Origin of the sequence: Rhodopila sp., assembly GCF_035548095.1 — a bacterium.
In the GTDB taxonomy this organism is placed as follows: Bacteria; Pseudomonadota; Alphaproteobacteria; order Acetobacterales; family Acetobacteraceae; genus Rhodopila.
On sequence record NZ_DASZUV010000005.1, the window covers coordinates 70,377 to 92,273 of the forward strand.

Here is a 21,897-nt window from a genome sequence, read left to right on the forward strand (position 1 = left end):
GTCGTAATGTTGTCGCCTGGGACGTGCCTGCCTATGTGACGCACAAGCGCGACACGGCTCGCATGAGTGGTCACCCGCCAGGAGGCGACGGCCGCTATCATCGTGGTCATCTGATGTCGCACGCCACCGGTGGCGGCACCGATATCAACCTCGTGCCGCAGCTCGGAAGCCTCAACATCGGAAATTTCCGCAAGTTGGACGGCTGGTTCGCAGCCTGGCGCAACAGAACAGACGCTGCCTCTACCTTACGCGGACCCTCTATGCGGATGCCAGCCAGATGACCAGCCAGATCGAGCAATGCGTCATCCAGCCGTCCAAGGCACTGAGCTACGTCCTGCACGAAAATTTTTGACGGATGGCCTTGGCAGCAGATCTGCTGCGAGATGTCTTTCCGTGTAAGTTCCGTTCTGCATAAGGAACATCAAGGCCACGCCATTGCCGACCGGCATAGACTGGCATCCGCCATGCGGATGCCGTACCGGCGGGCCATGGCCCCTGTCCTGGGTAAACGTTGACGCCTCTCGGCAACTGGTGCCTCATGACAGCACTACAGACGTCCACGGAAAAGCCTATGCAGAACACCAAACTCTCCGCGACCACGCGAACGATGCAGATTCTGGCATTGACGATGCTGATCGGCAGTGCTGTTATCAACTACCTCGACAGAGCGGCGCTTTCGATCGCGAATGTCGAAGTCCGTGAGGAGATGGGCCTCAACGCGACGCAGATGGGCGTGCTGCTGTCGGCCTTTCTGTTGAGCTACGCCTTTGCCCAGCTTCCCGCGGGCGTGTCGGTTGACCGCATCGGTCCGCGCATCCTGTTGGGAGTTGGCCTCGGCATCTGGTCGCTGGCGCAGTTGCTGGCGGGATTCGTCACCAGCTTCACCCAATTCTATTGGGCCCGTATCGCACTCGGCCTGGGCGAGTCGCCGCAATTCCCCACCGCGGCACGCGTCGTCGGCAACTGGTTTCATATCAGTCGGCGCGGCGTGCCAATGGCCGCCGCCACCTCGGTGGGGCCCAGCCTGGGAACCGCGCTGGCGCCACCCATCCTGACGGCGCTGATGTTGGCTTTCGGCTGGCGCATGATGTTCATCACCATGGGCGTCATCGGCCTTGTTGGCGCCCTGGTCTGGTTTCTGTTCTACCGCGACCCCGAACAACACGCACCTCCGCAGGACGTGGCCTATATCCGCTCCGGCGATACAGCCAGCACATCGAAGGTCACCCTGGCGCAATGGGGGCGGCTGTTCCGGTGCCGGACGACCTGGGCGATGCTTCTCGGCAACTTCGGGTCCGGCTATCTGTTCTGGGTCTACTATGCCTGGCTGCCGGGATTTCTTGAGATGCAGCACCATGTCAGCGTCGCCAAAACCGGCATCTACGCCTCCATCCCGCCATTATGCGGTATCGTCGGCGCGCTGGCGGGCGGCTGGGTGTCGGACCGTCTGGCGGCGATGGGCGTTACGCCCGTCAACAGCCGCAAGATCCCGATCATTGTCGGTCTGGCGGGCACCGCGGCCCTGACAGTCTGCGCCGCCTACGCCAACTCCGCAGCGCTGGCGATCACCCTGGTGTCGATCGCGGTCCTGTTCAGCAACTGCGCCAGCGCAACGATTTGGGGCCTCGTCACCGTCGCCGCGCCACCGAATTATGTCGCCTCCCTCGGCAGCATCCAGAATTGCGGCGGTTATCTGGGTGGTGCCGCGTCACCGGTGGTGACGGGCATGGTCGTGGACATGACCGGCTCTTTCGAAGGCGCGCTGTTCATCGGGGCCGCCGTTGCCGCGCTGGGCGCGTTGATCTACCTGTTCGGTGTCGTCAACCCGATCAGCGGCTCCGAGCTGGAATATGATGGCGATGGGCTGAAGCGGGAGGCCGTATAGCGACGGCCTCTGCCGTCTGGTCGCGGTATGAGGCCGTCCGGCGCTGCGACCGGACGAGACCGATTGACCAGGAGGGCCGCCAAGCCGCTCCCCGGCCTGGCGGCTCTCATCGAGTGTTCGGGTGACGCGCCGGCGCGTCACCCGAACACGAAATGCTTCCCCATTTCCTTCCGCACATCCTCCATGTGCAGAAAATACTGGTGGAAGCCGCCATTATAGTTCCCGTCCTGCCGGCGGTTCGATTCACCTTCGAAGTTATAATAACCCGGCGTGCATTCCTTGTTGCGGTTGGTCTTGCCGCGGTGCTTGATCACCTCATCCACCCACCATTGTTCCGCGTCCGGCGTGGCGTCGATCGTCGTGAACCCGTGCTTGCGCGTATAATCGATGCAGTCCGCGATGTGATCGCCCTGGGTGCGCAGGATGAAGGTCAGGTTGAACTGGAACGACGCCTGGTACCCACCCATGATGAACAGGTTCGGATACCCGCTTGAGTGGATGCCGAACACCGTCCGCATGCCATCGGCGTATTTCTCGTTCAGCTCACGCCCGTCTTCACCCAAGATCCGGTTGTAGATACCGGTGACCTGCACCTCGAACCCGGTGGCGTAGATCAGCAGGTCCAGCGGATATTCCTGACCGTCGAAGACCGGGCCGTTGTCGGTAATTTCGGTAATGCCCCGGCCGTTGGTGTCCACCAGATGAACGTTGGGCAGGTTGAAGGTCGGCAGATACTCATCGTCATAGGTCGGCCGCTTACAGCGGTGCATGTACCAGGGCTTCAGCGCCTCGGCGGTCTTCTTGTCCTTTACGATCTCATCGACACGGGCGTGGATCCGCATCTGGTGGTCGATATTCTGGTTCTCCTGCCGGCGGATCTTCTCCTCGCGCGGCAGCGCGGCGAGCTCGGCCTTCTGTTCCTCGGTCAGGACCGGGCCGCGCATGTGCTTGGCCAGACGTTCCGCCTGCCAGCCGGGCTTCAGCGAGGCCGCCCATTGCGGATCGGTCGGGATATCATCGCGGATATCGATCGCCGAGGGCGTACGCTGGAACACGTACAGCGCCTTCGCGGCCTTGGCGAGCTTGGGGATGATCTGCACGGCCGAGGCGCCGGTGCCGATGACGCCAACCACCTTATCCTTCAGCTTCGACAGATCCTGCCCGCAATACCCGTAGTCGAAGCGGGAGGAGTGGAAGGAATGGCCCTTGAACCGCTCCATCCCATCGATCCGCGACAGTTTCGGCTTCGACAGGGTCCCGTTGGCACAGATGACGAAGCGGGCGGTCATCCGGTCGCCGCGGTCGGTGCCGATGCGCCACAGCTTCGCCTGCTTGTCCCACACGGTGGAGGTCACCGTCGTCTGGAACACCGCCAGCTCATACAGATCGTAACGCCGCGCGATCGCCTGGCAATGCGCGAAGATTTCCGGTCCCTTGGCAAAATAGCTGGGCGGAATGTATCCCATCTCATCCAGCAGCGGCAGGTAGTCATAGGCAGAGACATCGCAGGCCGCTCCGGGATAGCGGTTCCAGTACCAGGTGCCGCCGACATCACTGCCGCGTTCGACGATGCGGATGCTCTCGACGCCTTTTTCCCGCAGCCGAGCGGCCGTCAGCAGCGCCGAAAAGCCGCCGCCGATGAACAGACATTCCACATGGTCGGTGATCGGGTCGCGCTCCTTGACCTCCTCCGCCCATGGGTCGACCTCATACCGCGCCAGCTCACCAGTCAGGTCGGACGTGTATTGCTCACGTCCCTCGGGCCGGAAGCCCAGGCGCAGATCGCGCGCCTCGGCAAATTTCTGCTTGATCGCATCGTAGAAATCCTGCGGCTTGTCGGTCGGGCGCAGCGGGTCGAACTGCACGCGCACCGCCGGCGCGTTCGGATCCTGCTTACGGCCGGCGCGCGGCTGCGACTGAGTCTCGGACATTTACGGTTCCCTGATACTGCTTGAGGGAAGTGGACCATGGACGGGGCGGGATGACAATCATGCGGCCGGCCGATACGGCAAGTGCGGCCGCCGCGCCTACCGCACTGCTCCCATCGTCAGTCCGCGCACGATGTATTTCTGTACCATCAGGCTCAGCGCCAGTTGCGGCAGCGCCGCGACGATCGTGGCCGCCGCCATCTGGCCCCATAATATTTGCTCGTATGAAATGAACTGGATGGCCCCCACCGTCACCGGAAAAGTCTGCCGTCCGGCCAGCATCAGCGGATAGTTGAACGCGTTCCAGCAGAACATGAACCCGAGGATGACAGTCACCGCGATGCCCGGCAGGCTCAGTGGCAGGATCACCCGCGTCAGCACACCAAGCCAGGAGCAGCCGTCGATCGTCGCCGCCTCCTGCACTTCCTGCGGGATTTCCAAGAAGAAGCTGCGCAGCATCCACACGGTGAAGGGCAGGGTAATCAGCTGATACGCCAGGATGAGCCCCAGATGCGTATTGTATAGTCCGACCTTCTGGTACAGCAGGTACAGTGGAATGACGAAAGCCAGGAACGGCACGAAGCGGAAGCCCATGAACAGGAAGGCCAATCCTTCCTTCAGCGGAAAGCGGAACCGCGCCAGCGCGTAGGCCGCTGGGACCCCCGCTATCATCGAAAGCAGGACGGCGCCAATCGAGATGATCAGGCTGTTCAGGAAGAACAGCGGAAAATCGGGGCGGGAGGACGCGTATTGTCCGCGCTGCTCCCCCAGCACCAGCGCGGCGTAATTGTCGAATGTCGGCGTAAACATGAATTTCGGGGGCACCGAGATGATGTCGCCCGGGTTCTTCAACGATGTCAGGATGATCCAGACGAAGGGGAACACCGTCCAGATCAGCAGCAGGGCGGCCGCCGCAGCCAGCAGCACCCGCTGCACCGCCTGCTGGCGAGTCATGGCACGCGCCGCCGTCACGCGGTGCTCGCGGCGGCGCGGTTCCACAGCCGCATCAGACCGTAACTGACGATCACCACCAGGATCAGCAGCACGATGGACTGCGCCATGCCCTTGCCCATCTGATACCACTGGAACGAGTACTGATACGCCATGATCAGCAGATTCGTCGTCGCATCGTTCGGGCCGCCCTGGGTGGTGGCGTAGATCACGTCGAAAATGCGCAGTGAGTCCATGGTGCGGAACATCACCGCCAGCACGATGAAGGGACCCAGCAGCGGCAGGGTGATGTAGCGCAGGACGCCCCATGGGCCGGCGCCGTCGACCAGCGCCGCCTCATAGGGTTCGGTGGGGAGCGCCTGCAACGCGCCCAGCAGGATCAGGGAAACGAAGGGCAGGTTGCCCCAGGTATCGATGATCAGGATCGAAACGATGGCGCTGTTCGGCTCGCCGAACCAGTTCACCGGCCCCAGGCCGACGAAGGACAGCATGTAGTTCAGGATGCCGGCATTCGTCGACGCCATCATGATCTTCCACATCAATGCGGTGATTACCGGCGGCATCATCAGCGGCAACAGCATCAGCGCCCGGATAACGTTGCGGCCCGGAATGCGCGCGTGCAGGAACAGCGCCACGGCCAGCCCCAGCCCGACCTGCACGACCACCGCCACCACCGTAAAGCCCAGGGTGAACAGCAGCGCTCGGCCGAACAGCGGCTCATCCAGCAGGCCGATATAGTTGTCGAACCAGATGAACCGGAACCGCTTCGGATATTGCAGCCAGTAGCTGGTGAAGCTGTAATACACGCCCAGGCCGAACGGGTATGCCATCCCCGCCAGCAGCACCAGGGCGGGCGCCAGCAGCAGATAGGGCAGCGCCGCCCCGCGCCGCCCGCGCGCCTGCCTCGCGCGGGTCGGGATCACACGGGCCTGGATCACGGGGACTCCGGTCATCGCCGTCGCGTCGTTACGGTTTGATATCCGCTTCCTTCAGCACCCGGTCGACCTCGGCATCGGCCTTGCGCAGGGCATCCTCGGTGGACATGCGCTGGAAATAGATGTCGTGCAGCGCCCGCGCCCAGATATCGCCCAGCCGCGCGCGCTCCGGCTGCGGCACCCAGGCGACGCGGGCGGTCTTCAGGTTTTCAGCCACCGTCCTCAGATAGCTGCCATCGCCCCAGGCGCCCATCCTCGCCGTCACGCGCGGATCTTCGGTCACCGAGGCCCGGGCCGGATTGTAATTGTTGTAGCCGACCGTGGCGTTCAGCAGGCTGCGCTGCGATGTTGCCCAGGCGATGAACAGCCAGGCCGCCTCCTTGTTCTTCGTCGCCCGGTTGATGCCCAGCGCCCAGGTCCACAGGCCGGAATAGGGCTTCCCGCCGGGACCGGCCGGGATCAGCGCATAGCCGACCTTGCCGGCCACCTTGGACTTCTTCGGATCCTCATAGGTCGCGGCAAAGAAGTCGGCATCGATGATCATGCCCGCCTGGCCGGCGGCGAACATCTCCATCGCATCGTACCATTGCAGATTGGCCCAGTTCGGCGGTCCGCTCTCCCGCACCATCTTCACCCAGGCATCGGTGAATTTCACCGAGGCTGGATCGTGGAAATTGGCCCTCAGCTTGGTGTCCAGCTCTGCCCAGTTGCCGTCCGAGAAGGATTTCAGGCCGCTGATGAAACCGGTCGACATCGTGGCGACGCTGGGCGTGCCGCGCGCGACGATGCCAGGAATGCCGGCATTCTGCTTCACCAGCCGCGCGGCCTCGACCAGCTCCGCCATCGTGGTGGGCACCTTGATGTGGTACTGATCGAAAATATCCTTCCGGTAGGCCAGGATATAGCTCTCTTCCAGCACCGGTATCGAATACAGCGGACCCTTGCCTACGCCGCTGCCGGTGGTGCCATCCCAGCGATTGGCCGATATCAACGCGGGATAGAAATCGCTCAGCTTGTACCAGGCCTGATCGGTCAGCTTCGGGTTGTTCAGGAAATCGTCCAGCGGCAGGATCCAGTCCGGCGGTATGTATTGCCAGTTCCGCATCGGACCCGTCATGATCACGGAAAATTCACCGCGCTGCTGCGACAGATCGGCGGTCAGCTTGGTAATATATTCCGCTTCCGGCAGGATCAGGTAATCGACCTCGATCCCGGTCAGATTCCGGAACTCCGGAATCAGCGGCAGCAGGGATTCGGTGAAGGGATGCTTGTTCAGGCCGATGGTCAGGGATTGGCCCTTGGCCTGCTGCCAGTCGACCTTCGCCTGCTTAAAATAGGTTTCGCTCGTATCATCCTGCGCCACAGCACCGCGTACCAGGCCGGCCGGTGCCAACGCGCCGAACATGAGCCGGCCCAGGGAGCGACGGTGTATCCGCATCGGTTTCCTCCATTGTCACCCCGTGCCGTCCGGAGTGTTGTTCTGCATTGAAAGACTAAGCAGCGTTGCGCGGGGGCATCAAGGCCCGCACCGCCATTGGCGGGCCGCGGAAAATCCGCCATCGTCGGCGCGCCATCGGGACACATCAACGCCGCCGCTGCAGGACACCGCCATGCCAACCAGCCGCCGCTTCATCCTTGCCGCCGCCATGGCCGTCCTTCCCCTGGGCGCCATGGCACAGGCCCCGGCGACGACCCGTATCCGCGGAACCATCGTCTCGGTCGACGGCGCCACCATGACCGTCGCCACACGCACCGGCCAGACCGTCGCGATCGCGCTTGCCGATAACCTGACGGTGTCCAGCGTGAAGAAGCTCGATCTGTCGGCGCTGACCGACAAGGCCTATGTGGGGATGACGACCCGCACCGGCCCCGATGGCAAGACGACCGCCATCGAGGTGCATGTGTTCCCGGAATCCGCCCGCGGCGCCGGAGAGGGCAGCCGTCCCTGGGACCTGGAACCCAACACCACCATGACCAACGGCACGATCACCGGTGCCATCACCGCCACGGCGGGGCGTGAACTGACCGTCACCTACAAGGACGGCACCAAAACGGTCTTCGTTCCGCCGCAAGTGCCCATTGTGACCTTCGTCCCCGCCCAGCGTGCGGACTTGAAACCGGGCGCAGCGGTTTTCCTGATCGCGACGGATGATGGCGGAAAACTCTCGGCGTCGCGCGTCACCGTCGGCAAGGACGGCGTCGAGCCGCCGATGTAGGCCTTGGCACCGCCCGTCGCCGGCTACCGGGCATCTCCCAGCCGCGCCGTCAGAAACGCGCGCAAGGCACCGGCCGCCTGCGCGCGGGCGACGGCGTTGTATTCCAACATATGTCCCATGTAGCGGCGCCCGGGCTGGAACGTCGGATCGTCGAACTTGTGGTACGCGCCGGGCAATGCGACCAGCGCCAGCGGTGCGCTTGGGCCCGGGTGGCGGGTGATCCCGATATCGTTCTCCTGCCGGACCATTCTGCGGCAGGCGTCGATCCGGGACCAATCATCCAGCGTGCCATTCAGGACCAGCGTCGGCACCGTCACCGTCCCGCTCTCCGCGCAGAGCGGGTAGAATGCGGCCGCCGCCGCGAAGTCCGCTCCGAACAGAGGCGGATGCTGTTCCGCGTCCACTTGCAGCAGGGCGAGGACTCCCCCTTCCGAAAAGCCGATCAAGGCAATGCGCGACGGATCGACGAAGCCCTGCGTGGCCAGGAACCGATAGGCACTGTCGGCGTCCAGAACACGGCCCGGCGGCGGGCCCGTCCGGCATGAGTTGGTGATTCCGCGCGGCCCGAAGCTGTCCACTGTCAGGATCACATATCCCCAGGACTGAATGAGAGCGCCCCAGTTACGGTCGAGCCCTTGCGCGTCGCCACCGCACCCGTGCAGCAGCACGGCGGCCGGGAAACGGCCGGCGCCGGCGGGGCGACGCAGGATTCCAGCCAGCTCGTGCGGCCCGGTCGTGGCGGGCACCGCGGGGAAATGCACGGCGACCCCGGCGGTCTCGCTGTCCGCCGGCGCGGGGCCTGATGACAGCACATGGATCAGCAGGCCGGCGGCCAGCGCACGCGCCGCAACCGGATGCCCGACCCGGATCACGCTGCCGGGGCCATGACGGCTACGCGTCCGCCGCCGGCATGCGCAGCACCACCTTGCCGATGCCCTGACGAGACTTCACGGCGTCCATGGCGGCGACATAGTCGGTCAGCGGGAACTGGTGCGACGTGGTGGGACGCAGCTTGCCCTCCTCGATCCAGCGGAACATCGTTGCGAGGGCGGCGCGCACGGCGGGCTCGTGCCGGTGGCGTTCATCCACCAGGCCCCAGCCGATATAGCGGCCGTAGTTGAACCCCATCGCGGACACGTTCTTGACCAGCAATATATTCGCTGGGATCTGCTGGATGTGCCCGGCTGCAAAGCCGATGATCAGGATGCGTCCTCCCTGCGCCACCGCCTTCAGCGACAGGTCGAAGGCATCGCCGCCGACCGGATCGAACACCACGTCGGCGCCGTTCGGGGCAGCGGCCTTGATGGCCTCCAGCGCCGTGTCGGACGGGAACAGCACCGCCGCGTCCGCACCATGCGCGCGCGCTGCAGCCAGTTTCTCCGCCGTCGAGGCGGTGGCGATCACCCGCGCCCCCATCGCCTTGCCTAGTTCCACCGCCGCCAGCCCCACCGCCCCGGCGGCGCCGTGCACCAACAGGGTTTCGCCGGGTTGCAGCCGCGCCCGCCAGTCCAGCGCGGTGAACGCGGTGCCGTAGGAGGTCGGCAGTTGTGGGGCCACCGCCAGCGGCACCGAATCCGGCAGCTTGAAGACCGTGGCGGGGTCGGTCACCACCTCCTCGGCGTGGCCGCCCCAGTCGATCACCGCGCAGACGCGGTCGCCTACCGCGACCTGCGTCACGCCCGGCGCCACCTCGGTCACCACGCCGGCGACTTCCGTCCCCGGGCTGAACGGGCGAGGCGGACGGCGCTGATACCGGCCGGTGGTGACCAACATGGTGGCGAATGACACGCCGGCGTAATGCACCGCGATCCGCACCTGGCCGGCACCCAACGGCGGCGAGGGCACCTCCTCCAGCTTCAAATCCTGATACGGCATCCATTCGTGGCAGCGCACGGCGCGCATGGCATTTCCTCCGGAGTCCCGAGATCGCGGATCTTGACATGCCAAGGCCGCGCCGGACGAGGCCCACGGCCGCCAGGTCGAGCGAGGGCCCGAGGCTTTCCGACGGAGATACGTACGTTCAAACGGTACTGTCGGCGATCTCCGCATTGAGCCACCGTGACCCTCTTGTCGCGGCAACTCAGTCATCCAGCTCGCGCTTCGGCCGCTCGATCGCTTCCGGCCCGCTTCTGACCTCGTCTTCCGGCCCGACCTCGCGCAGTTCGTGCTTGGCGGTCTGACCTCGCTTCGCGAGGCGCACGCCGGGTCCGCCGCCGTTCGCCGCGATGAACTCGACGCCAGCACGCTCGAGGGCTGAGCGGATAGACCGCAAGGTGCGCTCATAGAGCGTCTCGCCACGCTCCAAGCGGGTGATTGTGTTCGTGGAAACACCCGCGGCTGTAGCCAGTCCGCGCACCCCAAGCGACAGTGCAGCCCGTGCCATGCGGCATTGCTCAGCGGTGATTTCGCTATGATGTAGCGATTTTGACTTTTCTTCGCTGGCATCCATCGCTACACTGTAGTGATGTTGCGCAGACTTAGCAACGTCAAAGCGGGCCAATCGATCTGGAAGAAGCTTCAGTCTCCGACGGCGATAACGCAGCAGACGATGGAAGCACACTGCGATGATCTGGAAGATCCATTGGTCTCCCAAACCGACAATTGCGTGAATAACCTTGTGAACGAGACTATGATTAAACCTGTATATGAATTCGTCATGCAGCGATTCTTATTCCGAGGGACTTCAGATCAGAGGGAACGCCGTCGGGAAGGCACCGTTTAGGCACCATATCGCATTATGCATCGCCGCGCCTGAACCGAGCAAGTCGACGTGGCGGATATAAAGCGTCCCTCCAAGATCTGTCCGTTCTGTCTGAAGTATGGTGCGGCCCGACCTCGGTCATCAAGCGTTCGCAGTCGCCGCGGTCTTTGGACCGACTGTACCCTGGACCGACTGTGCCCTCTCGCCTTGCTCCCGTCTTCCAATCGCAGGAAGACTGCCGTTAAGGTGGCGCGAATTGTTGCCCCGGACGTTGTCCCAACCGGATCAGCCCGGAATTCATTTCAAATTCCGTCCATAATGGATCGATTCCATGGTGCGCCCGGCAGGACTCGAACCTGCAACCGAGCGGTTATGAGCCGCCAGCTCTAACCAATTGAGCTACAGGCGCACGCGGGCCATTCCATGCACCGTCCTGCCCCACCGCGTCAACGATGCCGCTTCGGAGACGTCACATGACCCCGCTTGACAGCCTCCCCTCCCCCGCCAGCTATCCTGGGCCGCACCATCGCTCGGAAGGCCGCGTTCGCATGCAGAGAATCCACCCCGTCGCCGTATTCGACTGTGTCGTCTTCGGCGCGACCGGCGACCTGACCCTCCGGAAACTGCTCCCGGCGCTCTACTACCGTTTCCGTGACGGCCAGGTGCCGGACGAATCGCGGATCATCGGCGCCGCCCGCTCCCCCCTGTCCGACGAGGATTTCCGCCGGCGCGCCGCCCACGCCCTGATGGAGCACGTGGATGCCAAGGACCTGGACGCCAAAACCAGGGACCGCTTCCTCGACCGACTGTTCTACCTGCCGATCGATGCCGCGGCCAAGGACGCCGACTGGAGCCGGTTCCAGGCGATGCTGGACCCTGACCGGGTCCGTGTCTTCTATTTCGCCACCTCCCCCAGCCTCTACGGCCCCATCACCCAGGCCCTCGGCGGCGCCGGCCTGGTGACGGAAAAGTCCCGCGTCGTGCTGGAAAAGCCGATCGGCCATGATTTGCCGTCGGCGCTGAGGATCATCGACAGCGTCGGTGCGGTGTTCCGGGAAGACCAGACCTTCCGCATCGACCACTATCTGGGGAAGGAGACGGTGCAGAACCTGCTGGCGCTGCGCTTCGCCAACACGATTTTTGAGCGTCTGTGGTCATCGGATGTGATCGATCATGTTCAGATCACCGTCGCCGAAACAGTCGGGCTGGAGGGGCGGGCCGGCTACTACGACCATTCCGGTGCCCTGCGCGACATGCTGCAGAACCACATGCTGCAATTGCTGTGCCTGATCGCGATGGAGCCGCCGGTGTCGCTGGACGCCGACCGGGTGCGTGACGAGAAGCTGAAGGTGCTGCGGGCGCTGAAGCCGATGGACCCGCACGACGTGCCCACGCTGACGGTGCGCGGCCAATACACCCAGGGCGCCATCGATGGGCAACCGGTGCCGGGCTACCTGACCGACCTGGGCTCCGACAAGCCGTCGCGCACCGAGTCCTTTGTCGCGCTGAAGGCGGAAATCTGCAGCTGGCGGTGGGCCAACGTGCCGTTCTACCTGCGTACCGGCAAGCGCCTGCCACAGAAAGTATCCGAAATCGTCATACAATTCAAGGCGTTACCATTCTCGATCTTCCCCGCCGAGGCAGCCGAATGGCAGCCGAACCGGCTCATCATCCGCCTGCAACCCGAAGAGGGCATGCGCCTGGGCATGATGACCAAGGACCCGGGGCCGGGCGGCATGCGCCTATCGCCGACGGCGCTGGACATCCGGTTCGAGAAGACCTTCGGCCACCGCTTCCCCGATGCCTATGAGCGGCTGCTGATGGACACGGTGCGCGGCGATCCCACCCTGTTCATGCGCCGTGACGAGGTGGAGGCGGCGTGGACGTGGGTCGAGCCGATCCTGGAGGCCTGGGCCGGCCGCCCCGACCACCCGCGTCCCTACCCGGCTGGAAGCTGGGGTCCCACCTCCTCCATAGCGCTGATCGAGCGGGACGGCCGCACCTGGCATGAGGGGGCGGACTAGCCGGACGCCACGCCTCCGCCGCCATCCTCCGCTCCGCGGCCGGTTGCTACGCGGCCTGGTCCAGCACCGTCGGCACGCCATCGGACACCGTGGTCCGGTGCATGTCCCGCGCCTCGGTCTCATCGTATTCGCGGGCGCGGTGCATGGTGCAGCGGTTGTCCCACATCACCAGGTCGCCGACCTGCCACTGATGCGTGTAGACGAATTGCGGCTGGGTTGCGAACTCGTTCAGATCCATCAGCAGCATGCGCGCCTCCGGTTCCTCCATGCCGCGGATACGCCCGGCATGCGACGACAGGAACAGCGATTTGCGCCCCGATCCCGGATGAGTACGCACCAGCACCTGCGGCACCGGCGCCATCTTCGCCAGCTCCTCCTCCGACCAGTCGGTGAAGCCGATCCGGCCGCGTGAGAACAGCTGGGTATGTTCGCAGATCAGGCCTTCCAGCCGCGCCTTCATCCGGTCTGGCAGCGCATCCCAGGCGGCGCGCATGTCGGCGAACTGCGTCTCGCCGCCCCAGGACGGAATGACACGGGCCGATAGCAGCGAGAAACGGGCCGGCACGCGTTTGAAACTGCTGTCCGAGTGCCATAGCCGGTTGCCCAGCGCGTTCAGGCGGCGGCGATCGTTCTTCGGCAGAATCTTGTTGTTCTCATCCAGGTTGGAGATATCGGCCATATGCAGGTCGAGCCGCGGGATAAAATCGCTCCGATACGCCCTGACGGTGGTTTCAAGGTCGCCGAAATTGCGGCTGAACGCCTGCTGCTGGGCGTCGTCGATCGCCTGGCCATGAAACACCAGGACGGCATGTTGGTTGATCGCGGCGGTCAGCGCCTCGACTTCGGATGCGGTCATCGGCTGGCGCAGGTCGACACCGCTGACTTCGCCGACGAAGACCGGGTGCATCGGACGAACTGCAATGGTCATGGTTCCGAAATCCTCTTTTTTGCGTCGCTTGGGATTGTTCTTGTTGTCCGTTTGTGGCACCCGCCCGCCGGACATGCAATGCGAGACGCTCCCGTGTTGCGCTCCTCTTGGCGTTGGCGCGCCCGGTTGCCGTCGCCGGCGGATGGGTATTAGCTGCATCAGGATCGCAGCCAGCAGGGTCCGCGAGGTCAGAAGCCGTCAAGAGACGCTAGACATGGGAGAACGATCATGAACGACGCCGTGACGGATACCGGAAACGCCAATGGCACACTGGCTTATTCCGACGCGAGCAACCCCGTCTACAAGGAAGGTCGCCGCTCCTTCTTCAAGTACCGGGAGTTGGGCGTGACCGACGCCACCAACGGACGGATGCGCGCCCAGGTGACGTCCTGCACCCAGGGCCTCGGCAAGCCCACCGGCTGGCATTACCACGTTTGCGAGCACCAGTTGGTTTTCATGCTGAAGGGCTGGGTCGACCTGGAGTTTGAGGATGGCACAAAAGTCCGCCTCAAGGCCGGCGACTCGCTGATGATTCCCGGCGGCATGCGCCACAATGAAACCGCCACGGCGGACGAACTGGAACTGCTGGAAGTCTCCGTGCCGGCCGAGATGAAGACCGTGGTCTGCGACCCGCCCCCCGGCCGCACCTGAAATTCCCATCGCAGGCCGCGGTCCCGCTGGCCGGGGTTGCGGCCTGGCTTCACCGGCCACCGCCCGGGACTGGCCGCGTCCTGCTTCACGCCATAAGTGTGACCAATGCTGCTCGTTTCGATGCTCCATCCACCAGATCGCAAAAATTTTCTGCCTATTCATTAATCCAATCGAAACTTTGGCCTAATTCATAGGCAAAAATTATCAAAACCTGACCGCGATAGACTTGCTGCGGCGCACAAGATTCGTCACAGTGCCGCAATGCCAGACGTTCCCGTGCCCGCATCCTCCGCCTCACTCGCCCAGGAACTCATGGACCTCACCGCGCGTCTCGGCGCCCGGGCCGATGAAGACCCGTTCGGCAATCCGGTCCTGCTGGTCTCGCTGGCGATCACCCGCCGGCTCGACACCGGCTCCCTCACCGAGGACGACATCAACGGCCTTATCCGGTACCTGCGCGATGAAGCGTTCGCCGATCGGGCGAAACGGGTGTCGGCCTATCTTGGCGGCATCGATATCACCGCCAATGAGGCAATCCTGGCAGGCCTGGCACAGCATCTGCTGCGGCCGGACCCGAATGACAGCCCTGTCCGCTGGGCGGAATACCAGGCGCTGACGGAGCGCACGCGCTTCGCTGCGGTGTTCACCGCCCACCCGACTTTCGCCCTGCCGCGCGACGTCAACCAAATCCTGGTGGAGACCGCCAGCGGCCGGCCGGCGGACATCCACTTCGATTCGCATCGCCCGCCACCGATCACCTTGCGCGCCGAGTTCGAACAATCGGTCCATGCGATCCAGCATGGCCGCGACGCCATCGACCGGTTCAACGCGGCGCTGCTGTCGGTGGCGCGCAGCGCCTGGCCGGATCGCTGGATGCAGCTGAATCCGGCACCGGTCATCCTGTCCACCTGGGTGGGCTACGACACCGACGGACGCACCGATATCGGCTGGTGGGACACGCTGCGCCTGCGGCTGGAAAACAAGCGGCTGCAACTGGACCGGCTGCTGGCGCAAATCGCCTCCCTGCCCACCGCCAGGGGGCTGGCCGATCGGATCGCCGCCGCGCGCGACGTGGTGGATCGCCAGATCGGCCTGGCGCCGGACGCGCCGGAACCCAGCAAGGTCGCCGCCTTCGCCCAGGTGCTGATCCATGGGAAGGATACAGCGTTGGGCTCGCCGGACCCGCTGCTGCCCCTGTTCGATGACGCGATGGCGCACGCCGCCGAACCGGACCGACTGGCGCTTGCCGTTGCGCGGGCGGGGGTCGTGTCGCACGGCCTGGCTATGGCACACATGCATGTGCGGCTGAACTCGCAGCAGGTCCACAACGTGGTCCGCCAGCGGCTGGGCATCTCCGACGCGCCCGAGGACCCGTCCCGCCGCCGGGCGCTGTTTGCCGCGATCAACCATGCGCTGGATACGGTCACGCCGGAACCGATCGATTTCGGCGCGCTGATCTCAGAGCAGGCGTCCGCCGCCCGGCTGATGATGGTCGTGGCACAGATCGTCAAGCACGTGGACAGTTCCAAGCCTGTCCGCTTCCTGATCGCCGAGACGGAAACCGGCTACACGCTGCTCGCCGCGTTGTGGCTCGCCCGGCTCTGCGGGATCGAGAAAAGCGTGGAGATCTCGCCGCTGTTCGAGACCGCGGACGCACTGGACCAGGGCGCGCATGTGCTGGAGGAAGCGCTGCGCAGCCCGCATTACCGCGACTACCTGAAGCGCACCGGCAAGCTGGCGCTGCAGTTCGGCTATTCCGATTCCGGCCGCTATATCGGCCAGCTCGCCGCCAGCTATCTGATCGAGCGGCTGCGCATGAAGATCGCCCAGGTGCTGGAAAAGAGCGGCGTCTCCGGCGTCGAAGTCATCCTGTTCGACACCCATGGCGAAAGCATCGGCCGCGGCTCGCATCCCGGATCCTTGACCGATCGGCTGAAATACCTGTCACCCACCGCGTCGCGCCATTCAATGCATGCGGCCGGGCTGCAGGTGCGGGAGGAGGCGGCGTTCCAGGGTGGCGACGGCTATATGCTGTTCGGCACGCCGGAATTGGCGCTGGCAACGATCACCCGCATCGCCGAGCAAACCTACCAGCCACGCGCCGGTGTGATCGAGGACCCGGTCTACGCTGATCCCGACTTCGCGGCGGATTTCTTCGCCACCATCCGCAACGGCATGGAGGAACTGGTCGAGGATGCCGGCTATGGCGCATTGCTGGGCGCCTTCGGTCCCTCCCTGCTGGACAAGACCGGCTCCCGTCCCTCTGCTCGGCAGGCCGACGGCGTGGTCGGCGGGGCTCGCATCCGCCATCCGCGGGAGCTGCGGGCGATCCCGAACAACGCAATTCTCCAGCAGCTGGGCTGGTGCGCGAACACGCTGCAGGGCATTGGCACCGCCGCCGCCCGCCATCCCGAAACCTTCACCGAGATGCGGGAGAAGAGCCGGCGGTTCAGGCGCGCCATGGACCTCGCGACGCACGCATTGGCGCATTCCGACATCGACGTGCTGCGGGCGGTGATCGCCTCGCTGGATCCCGGCACCTGGCTGGACCGCGCGGCGCATACCCAGCGGCCGGGCCGGCGGGAAGCGCTGGTATCGGTGGCACGGGCATTGGAGCGACTGGGCATCTGGGCCAACGCGCAGTCGATGTTCCGGCGCATCACCGCCGACCATCTGGCGTTGCGCGCCGCGTGGAAGGATGTGCCGCATATGAAGACGCGCGAGGTGCTGCTGCATGCGCTGCGCCTCGCGCTGATTCACCGCATCTGGCTGCTGGCGTCGGAAATTCCCGATTTCTCGCCGCGGCACTCCGTCACCCGGCAGGGGCTGGAGGCCGCGATCCTGCAGCTGGACATCGATGCGTCTCTGAAATTGCTGGGAGAGATCTTCCCGATCGCCGGCGATCCCGCCGCCGGCTGCGACTATGCCGAACCGGCGCCGAAACGCCGCACAACGGCGTACGCGAAGGAGCATGAGGAGATCTTCAAGCCGATCGCCCGCTATTTTGGAATGGTACGGGAAATCGCCACCGCGATCACCCATGAGATCGGCGCCTTCGGCTGACCGGACGGGCGAGCCCGCGCGGCCGGATCGTTGATCCATGCCTTTCCTCCGAATAGACGTCGCGCATGGCTGACATGTCCGGCCGTGTGGACTCGCCAGTGGCGGGACTTGCGCCATTCCAGGCAGGCCTCACGAACCGGCCCGATCCGCGCTATGGAGGACTCGCAGGGCGTCGACAGGCGCGTGGTGCGGGAGGCGATCCATGGGTCCGACAGCGGAAACGACATCCGGAAAGGTCCTCGGCCTGATCGAGGAAGGGGTTCAGGCCTTCCGCACCATCCCCTATGCCGTTGCCGACCGCTTCCGCCCGCCCCGCGCCCCGACCGCCTGGAGCGGGACCCGCGACTGCCGCGCGTTCACCGGCAAGGCGCCGCAGACCGGCCTGCTGCCGGCACCGCGGCGGGAGATGGCGACATTCTCCGGTGAGCCGGATTCCTCGCCGGAAACCGAGGACTGCCTGACCGTCAATGTCTGGACGCCCGCAGTCCGGATATCAGATCCCGATCCTGCCGCGAAACGGCCGGTGATGGTCTGGTTCCACGGCGGCGCCTTCTCCTACGGCAATGCCAATGCGGCGCGGCTGCGCGGATCGCGGCTGGCGAAGCAGAACGACGTGGTGGTGGTGAACGTCAACCAGCGGCTGAACATCTTCGGCCATCTGGACCTGTCGGCCGTCGGCGACGAAACGTTCCGCCATTCCGGCAACGCCGGCACCTTGGATATGATCGCGGCGCTGGAATGGGTGCGCGACAACATCGCCGCGTTCGGCGGCGATCCGGGCAACATCACCGTGTTCGGCGAATCCGGCGGCGGCGGCAAGGTCAGCACCTTGCTGGCGATGCCGCGCGCCGCCGGCCTGTTCCACCGCGCGATCATCCAAAGCGGCGCCGCCGTGCGGCTGCGGACGCAGGAGAGGGCGCACGCGCTGACCGCGTGCGTGCTGCGCCATCTGGGGCTGACTTCGGCCGAGGCGCTGCTGGACGTTCCGGCATCCGATCTTCTGGCCGCGGTCAATCCCGCGCAGCAGGCGCTGGGCCCCTCGCCCATGCCGCTGCTGGACCGGTATCCGTTCGGCCCGGTGGTCGATGGCGATATCCTGCCGGCACAGCCCTTCGATCCGGCGGCACCCGACATCTCGGCCGACATTCCGCTGATGATCGGCGACATGAAGGATGAGACGGCATATTTCCTCGCCGCCGATGACCGGTTCTGGAACCGCACCTTGACCGAGGCGGAGCTGCGCGACCGCGTCGCCGCCCTCGCCGGCGGGCGGACCGATGATGTGCTGGATGTGTATGGCAGGCTGTATGGCCACCTGAACCCGGCGGAACGCCTGCTGGCGATCGCGACCGACGCCAATTTCCGCATCCGCTCCCTGGTGCTGGCGCAGCGGCGCGCCGCGAAGAACCGCGGCCCCGTCTGGATGTATTCGTTCGAGTGGGAAACGCCGGTGCTGGACGGCCGCCTGAAAGCGCCGCATGTGCTGGACGTGCCGTTCGTATTCAACACGTTGGACCTGACCAACGCCACGGATGGCGGCGCGGCGGCGCATGCGCTGGCCGATACGGTATCCGGCGTCTGGGCCGCCTTCGCCCGCAACGGACGGCCCGACCATCGGGGATTCCGACCTGGCCGACCTATGACACGCGGGACCGGGCGACCTTGATGATCGACACACCGTGCCGGATCGAAAACGATCCGCGCGCCGAGGGGCGTCGGTTGTGGCAGGAGATCACGGGGACCGCCTGACGCCGCCCCATGGCGCACCGCCTCTGCCGTGCTACAACCCCTGCAACGGACAGACCAGGGGGAACGCCATCATGCAGATCCAGACCGTCACCGGCCCGATCGGCCTCGACCAGCTCGGCCGCACCCTGATGCACGAGCATCTGTTCATCGCCTTTCCCGGCGCCGAGTTCGATCCCACCGCCGTGTTCGACCGCGCCGCCTTCGTCGCCGAGGCGGTGAAGCGTCTGCGTCAGTTGCGGGAAGACCACGGCGTCCGCAGCTTCGTCGATCCCTGCCCGATCGAGCTGGGCCGCGACGCCGCTCTGATGAAGGAAATTTCCGAAAAATCGGAAATGCAGGTGATCTGCACCACCGGCTTCTATTTCGAGGAAATGGGCCTGCCAGTCTACTGGCGCGCGCGGACGGAGCAGGAGATCGCCGACCTTTATGTCCGCGAGATCCTGCACGGCATCGGCAACACCGGCGTCAAGGCCGGCGCCATCAAGGTCGCCACCGGCAAGCCGATCACCGCGCTGGACACGAAATTCCTCAACGCCGCCTGCCTGGCGCAGAAGGCCACCGGCGTGCCGATCATCACCCATACCCAGGACGGCCACGGCGCGCCGGAGCAGCAGGAGCTGTTCGCCGCGGGCGGTGTGCCGGCGCATCGCTGCCTGATCGGCCATTGCTGCGGCAACGCCGACCCCGCCTATCACCGCCGCGTCGTCGATGGCGGCTCCTATATCGGGTTCGACCGCATCGGCCTGCTGCGCTTCCAGCCGGATGAGGTGCGCGCCGATAACCTGGTGCGGCTGGTCCGCAGCGGCCACCGCGCGCAGATCATGATGAGCCAGGACCGCCATTGCGGCTGGCTGGGCAAGTTCGCCCGCCAGGTCTCCCCGCAGGAACAGGCGCATATCGACGCTCTGCGCGCCGAAGGCAGGTGGCCACCACCCTATACCTACCTGTTCACCGATTTCGTTCCGATGCTGAAAGAGCGTGGCCTGACCCAGCAGGAGATCGATTCCATCCTGCACGACAACCCGCGCCGCTTTTTCGCCGGGGAAGCCTTGCCTCTTCCCAACCACGCCTGAGGATTTGATGGAGGCAGACTACATCGTCGTCGGCGCCGGCTCCGCCGGCTGCGTCGTCGCCGCTCGGCTTTCCGAAACCGGGGCCAAGGTCATCCTGCTGGAGGCCGGTCCCAAGGACTCGCTGCTGTGGATTCACATCCCCGCCGGCATGCTGAAGTTGCTGCACCATCCGATAGTGAACTGGAATTATAACGCGGAGGCGACGGAAGGCAGCGGCGGACGCAAGATCTACTGGCCGCGCGGCAAGACGCTGGGCGGGTCCAGCTCGGTCAACGGCATGCTGTACGTGCGCGGCAATCCGGCCGATTTCGACGGCTGGGCGCAGATGGGCTGCCGCGGCTGGAGTTTTGACGATGTGCTGCCGTATTTCCGGAAATCCGAGGACTACAAGCAAGGCAACGATCTGGATTACCGTGGCAAGGGGGGACCTCTCAAGGTCGAGGACTACCGCACCATCCTTCCTCTGACGCACCATTTCATCGAGGCGGCGCAACAGGCCGGCTACCCGTTCAGCAAGGATCTGAACGGAAGACAGGCGGAAGGCGTCGGCTATTCGCAGATGACCCGCAAGGGGAAGTGGCGCGGTTCCACGGCGCAGACATTCTTGAAGGAGGCGCAAGGCCGCCCAAACCTGCAGGTCGAAACCGAGGCACTGGCCGGCAGGCTGCTGTTCGAGGGCAAGCGTTGCGTCGGGGTCCGCTTCCGCCAGCATGGCAGGGAGATCGAGGCAAAGGCGCGGCGGGAAGTGATCGTGTCCGGCGGCGCCATCAACTCCCCGCACCTGCTGCAGATATCCGGCGTCGGCCCGGCGGAACACCTGCAATCGATCGGCGTGCCGGTAGTGCACCACCTGCCGGGCGTCGGCACCAACCTGCAGGACCATTATGTCGCCCGTATCGCGCACCGGGTGAAGGGCGAGGTCTCGATCAATCGCCTGGCCCGCGGCGTGCACCTGGCCTGGCAGGTCGCGCGGTTCCTCGTGGAAGGCCGCGGCGCACTGACCTTCGGCGTGACGACGGCCCAGGTGTTCACCCGCTCATCACCGGAAAAGGCCAGTCCGGACCTGCAACTTCTGTTCACACCCGCAAGCTACGACAACATGAGGTTCGGCGAGCTGGAACGCGAGGATGGCATGACCGTCGCCGTGTGCCCGGTACGGCCGGACAGCCGCGGCACGATCATGGCCGGCAGCGCGGATCCGACGAAGCCGGCGATCATCACACCGAACTATCTGTCCGACCCCGCCGATGCGCGGGTGCTGATCGCCGGGATGCGCTTCACCCGCAACATCTTCGCCTCCCCCGCCATCGCGAAGTACAGCAAGGTGGAAACATTGCCGGGCCCGAACGTCACCAGCGATGACGAACTGCTGAGCTATGCCAAGCAATGGGGCACCACGATCTATCACCCGGTCGGCACCTGCCGCATGGGCGACGGCCCGTCCGCCGTGGTCGATTGGCGGCTGCGCGTGCACGGGATCGAGGGGCTGCGGGTCATCGATGCCTCGGTAATGCCGACATTGACGACGGGAAACACCAACGCGCCGACGATCATGATCGGCGAAAAGGGCGCCGACATGATCAAAGAGGATCAGAAGGTAGCGGCTTGAACGCCGTCGGCCGGGGACAAACCAAGGGCTCGAAAAAGCATGCCAGGGTCAGGGTGACCTATCACGCTTTAGCAACTCCTTGATCCAGGGGCGCGATTCACGCCCTCCGACCGTCGGCTTCAGGTGATCGCGTTCTAGCCTATCCCCTCCGTCCTGACGCGAAGCAACGGCGGAACGGTCGGCA

15 protein-coding genes, 1 tRNA gene and 1 pseudogene are annotated in these 21,897 nt (G+C 65.0%); 8 read left to right on the forward strand and 9 right to left on the reverse strand.

What is annotated here, in order from left to right; all coding sequences use genetic code 11:
• Nucleotides 1-571: 571 nt before the first annotated feature.
• A complete protein-coding gene (locus tag VHC04_RS06375) occupies nt 572-1,885 on the forward strand; it encodes an MFS transporter (RefSeq protein ID WP_325679193.1) in 1,314 nt (437 codons plus the stop codon).
• Nucleotides 1,886-2,022: 137 nt separating this feature from the next.
• Here VHC04_RS06375 and VHC04_RS06380 read toward each other — a convergent pair whose 3' ends face one another.
• The 4 genes from VHC04_RS06380 to VHC04_RS06395 all read right to left on the reverse strand — a co-directional run bounded on the left by VHC04_RS06380 (nt 2,023) and on the right by VHC04_RS06395 (nt 7,137).
• Nucleotides 2,023-3,816, reverse strand: a complete 1,794-nt coding sequence (locus VHC04_RS06380) for a flavin-containing monooxygenase (RefSeq protein ID WP_325679195.1) — start codon at nt 3,814-3,816, stop codon at nt 2,023-2,025.
• A 96-nt stretch (nt 3,817-3,912) separates the two neighbouring features.
• The gene (locus tag VHC04_RS06385; protein WP_325679198.1) at nt 3,913-4,767 is read right to left on the reverse strand and encodes a carbohydrate ABC transporter permease; all 855 of its coding nucleotides are present in this window, start codon (nt 4,765-4,767) and stop codon (nt 3,913-3,915) included.
• 14 nt (nt 4,768-4,781) lie between these two features.
• Nucleotides 4,782-5,717: a carbohydrate ABC transporter permease gene (locus VHC04_RS06390; RefSeq protein WP_325679200.1), complete on the reverse strand. Its 936-nt coding sequence runs from the start codon at nt 5,715-5,717 to the stop codon at nt 4,782-4,784.
• Nucleotides 5,718-5,730: 13 nt separating this feature from the next.
• Nucleotides 5,731-7,137 carry an ABC transporter substrate-binding protein gene (locus VHC04_RS06395; protein ID WP_325679202.1) on the reverse strand — a complete coding sequence of 469 codons (1,407 nt, stop codon included), beginning with the start codon at nt 7,135-7,137 and terminating at the stop codon, nt 5,731-5,733.
• A gap of 172 nt (nt 7,138-7,309) precedes the next feature.
• On the opposite strand from VHC04_RS06395, the gene VHC04_RS06400 reads away from it, so the two are divergent.
• Entirely contained in the window at nt 7,310-7,915 is a 606-nt protein-coding gene (locus VHC04_RS06400; protein ID WP_325679206.1) for a hypothetical protein, read from the forward strand.
• Between the two features lie 23 nt (nt 7,916-7,938).
• On the opposite strand, the gene VHC04_RS06405 is transcribed toward VHC04_RS06400, so the two are convergent.
• From VHC04_RS06405 to VHC04_RS06420, 4 genes and pseudogenes are all read right to left on the reverse strand, one after another.
• The gene (locus tag VHC04_RS06405) at nt 7,939-8,787 is read right to left on the reverse strand and encodes a dienelactone hydrolase family protein (protein ID WP_325679208.1); all 849 of its coding nucleotides are present in this window, start codon (nt 8,785-8,787) and stop codon (nt 7,939-7,941) included.
• Nucleotides 8,788-8,806: 19 nt separating this feature from the next.
• Nucleotides 8,807-9,817, reverse strand: a complete 1,011-nt coding sequence (locus tag VHC04_RS06410) for an NADPH:quinone oxidoreductase family protein (RefSeq protein WP_325679210.1) — start codon at nt 9,815-9,817, stop codon at nt 8,807-8,809.
• Between the two features lie 283 nt (nt 9,818-10,100).
• Nucleotides 10,101-10,298: pseudogene (locus VHC04_RS06415) on the reverse strand (transcriptional regulator); the annotation flags it as partial.
• 650 nt (nt 10,299-10,948) lie between these two features.
• A tRNA-Ile gene (locus VHC04_RS06420) sits at nt 10,949-11,025 on the reverse strand.
• Between the two features lie 139 nt (nt 11,026-11,164).
• On the opposite strand from VHC04_RS06420, the gene zwf reads away from it, so the two are divergent.
• Nucleotides 11,165-12,640, forward strand: a complete 1,476-nt coding sequence (gene zwf / locus VHC04_RS06425; RefSeq protein WP_325679212.1) for a glucose-6-phosphate dehydrogenase — start codon at nt 11,165-11,167, stop codon at nt 12,638-12,640.
• A 46-nt stretch (nt 12,641-12,686) separates the two neighbouring features.
• On the opposite strand, the gene VHC04_RS06430 is transcribed toward zwf, so the two are convergent.
• Entirely contained in the window at nt 12,687-13,568 is an 882-nt protein-coding gene (locus VHC04_RS06430) for a TauD/TfdA dioxygenase family protein (RefSeq protein ID WP_325679214.1), read from the reverse strand.
• 228 nt (nt 13,569-13,796) lie between these two features.
• On the opposite strand from VHC04_RS06430, the gene VHC04_RS06435 reads away from it, so the two are divergent.
• From VHC04_RS06435 to VHC04_RS06455, 5 genes are all read left to right on the forward strand, one after another.
• Complete coding sequence (locus VHC04_RS06435) at nt 13,797-14,219, forward strand: cupin domain-containing protein (protein WP_325679216.1); 423 nt, start codon at nt 13,797-13,799, stop codon at nt 14,217-14,219.
• 261 nt (nt 14,220-14,480) lie between these two features.
• The gene (locus VHC04_RS06440) at nt 14,481-17,282 is read left to right on the forward strand and encodes a phosphoenolpyruvate carboxylase (RefSeq protein ID WP_325679218.1); all 2,802 of its coding nucleotides are present in this window, start codon (nt 14,481-14,483) and stop codon (nt 17,280-17,282) included.
• 202 nt (nt 17,283-17,484) lie between these two features.
• Nucleotides 17,485-18,948: a carboxylesterase/lipase family protein gene (locus tag VHC04_RS06445; protein WP_325679220.1), complete on the forward strand. Its 1,464-nt coding sequence runs from the start codon at nt 17,485-17,487 to the stop codon at nt 18,946-18,948.
• Nucleotides 18,949-19,102: 154 nt separating this feature from the next.
• Nucleotides 19,103-20,104, forward strand: a complete 1,002-nt coding sequence (locus VHC04_RS06450) for a phosphotriesterase family protein (protein WP_325679222.1) — start codon at nt 19,103-19,105, stop codon at nt 20,102-20,104.
• A 7-nt stretch (nt 20,105-20,111) separates the two neighbouring features.
• A complete protein-coding gene (locus VHC04_RS06455) occupies nt 20,112-21,713 on the forward strand; it encodes a GMC family oxidoreductase (RefSeq protein ID WP_325679224.1) in 1,602 nt (533 codons plus the stop codon).
• The last annotated feature ends 184 nt before the right edge of the window (nt 21,714-21,897 follow it).

Bases quoted from the DNA above. Each gene is read 5' to 3' on its own strand.
- VHC04_RS06375 (WP_325679193.1), top strand. From the start codon at position 572: ATGCAGAACACCAAACTCTCCGCGACCACGCGAACGATGCAGATTCTG.
- VHC04_RS06380 (WP_325679195.1), bottom strand. From the start codon at position 3,816: ATGTCCGAGACTCAGTCGCAGCCGCGCGCCGGCCGTAAGCAGGATCCG.
- VHC04_RS06385 (WP_325679198.1), bottom strand. From the start codon at position 4,767: ATGACTCGCCAGCAGGCGGTGCAGCGGGTGCTGCTGGCTGCGGCGGCC.
- VHC04_RS06390 (WP_325679200.1), bottom strand. From the start codon at position 5,717: ATGACCGGAGTCCCCGTGATCCAGGCCCGTGTGATCCCGACCCGCGCG.
- VHC04_RS06395 (WP_325679202.1), bottom strand. From the start codon at position 7,137: ATGCGGATACACCGTCGCTCCCTGGGCCGGCTCATGTTCGGCGCGTTG.
- VHC04_RS06400 (WP_325679206.1), top strand. From the start codon at position 7,310: ATGCCAACCAGCCGCCGCTTCATCCTTGCCGCCGCCATGGCCGTCCTT.
- VHC04_RS06410 (WP_325679210.1), bottom strand. From the start codon at position 9,817: ATGCGCGCCGTGCGCTGCCACGAATGGATGCCGTATCAGGATTTGAAG.
- zwf (WP_325679212.1), top strand. From the start codon at position 11,165: ATGCAGAGAATCCACCCCGTCGCCGTATTCGACTGTGTCGTCTTCGGC.
- VHC04_RS06430 (WP_325679214.1), bottom strand. From the start codon at position 13,568: ATGACCATTGCAGTTCGTCCGATGCACCCGGTCTTCGTCGGCGAAGTC.
- VHC04_RS06435 (WP_325679216.1), top strand. From the start codon at position 13,797: ATGAACGACGCCGTGACGGATACCGGAAACGCCAATGGCACACTGGCT.
- VHC04_RS06440 (WP_325679218.1), top strand. From the start codon at position 14,481: ATGCCAGACGTTCCCGTGCCCGCATCCTCCGCCTCACTCGCCCAGGAA.
- VHC04_RS06445 (WP_325679220.1), top strand. From the start codon at position 17,485: ATGGGTCCGACAGCGGAAACGACATCCGGAAAGGTCCTCGGCCTGATC.
- VHC04_RS06450 (WP_325679222.1), top strand. From the start codon at position 19,103: ATGCAGATCCAGACCGTCACCGGCCCGATCGGCCTCGACCAGCTCGGC.
- VHC04_RS06455 (WP_325679224.1), top strand. From the start codon at position 20,112: ATGGAGGCAGACTACATCGTCGTCGGCGCCGGCTCCGCCGGCTGCGTC.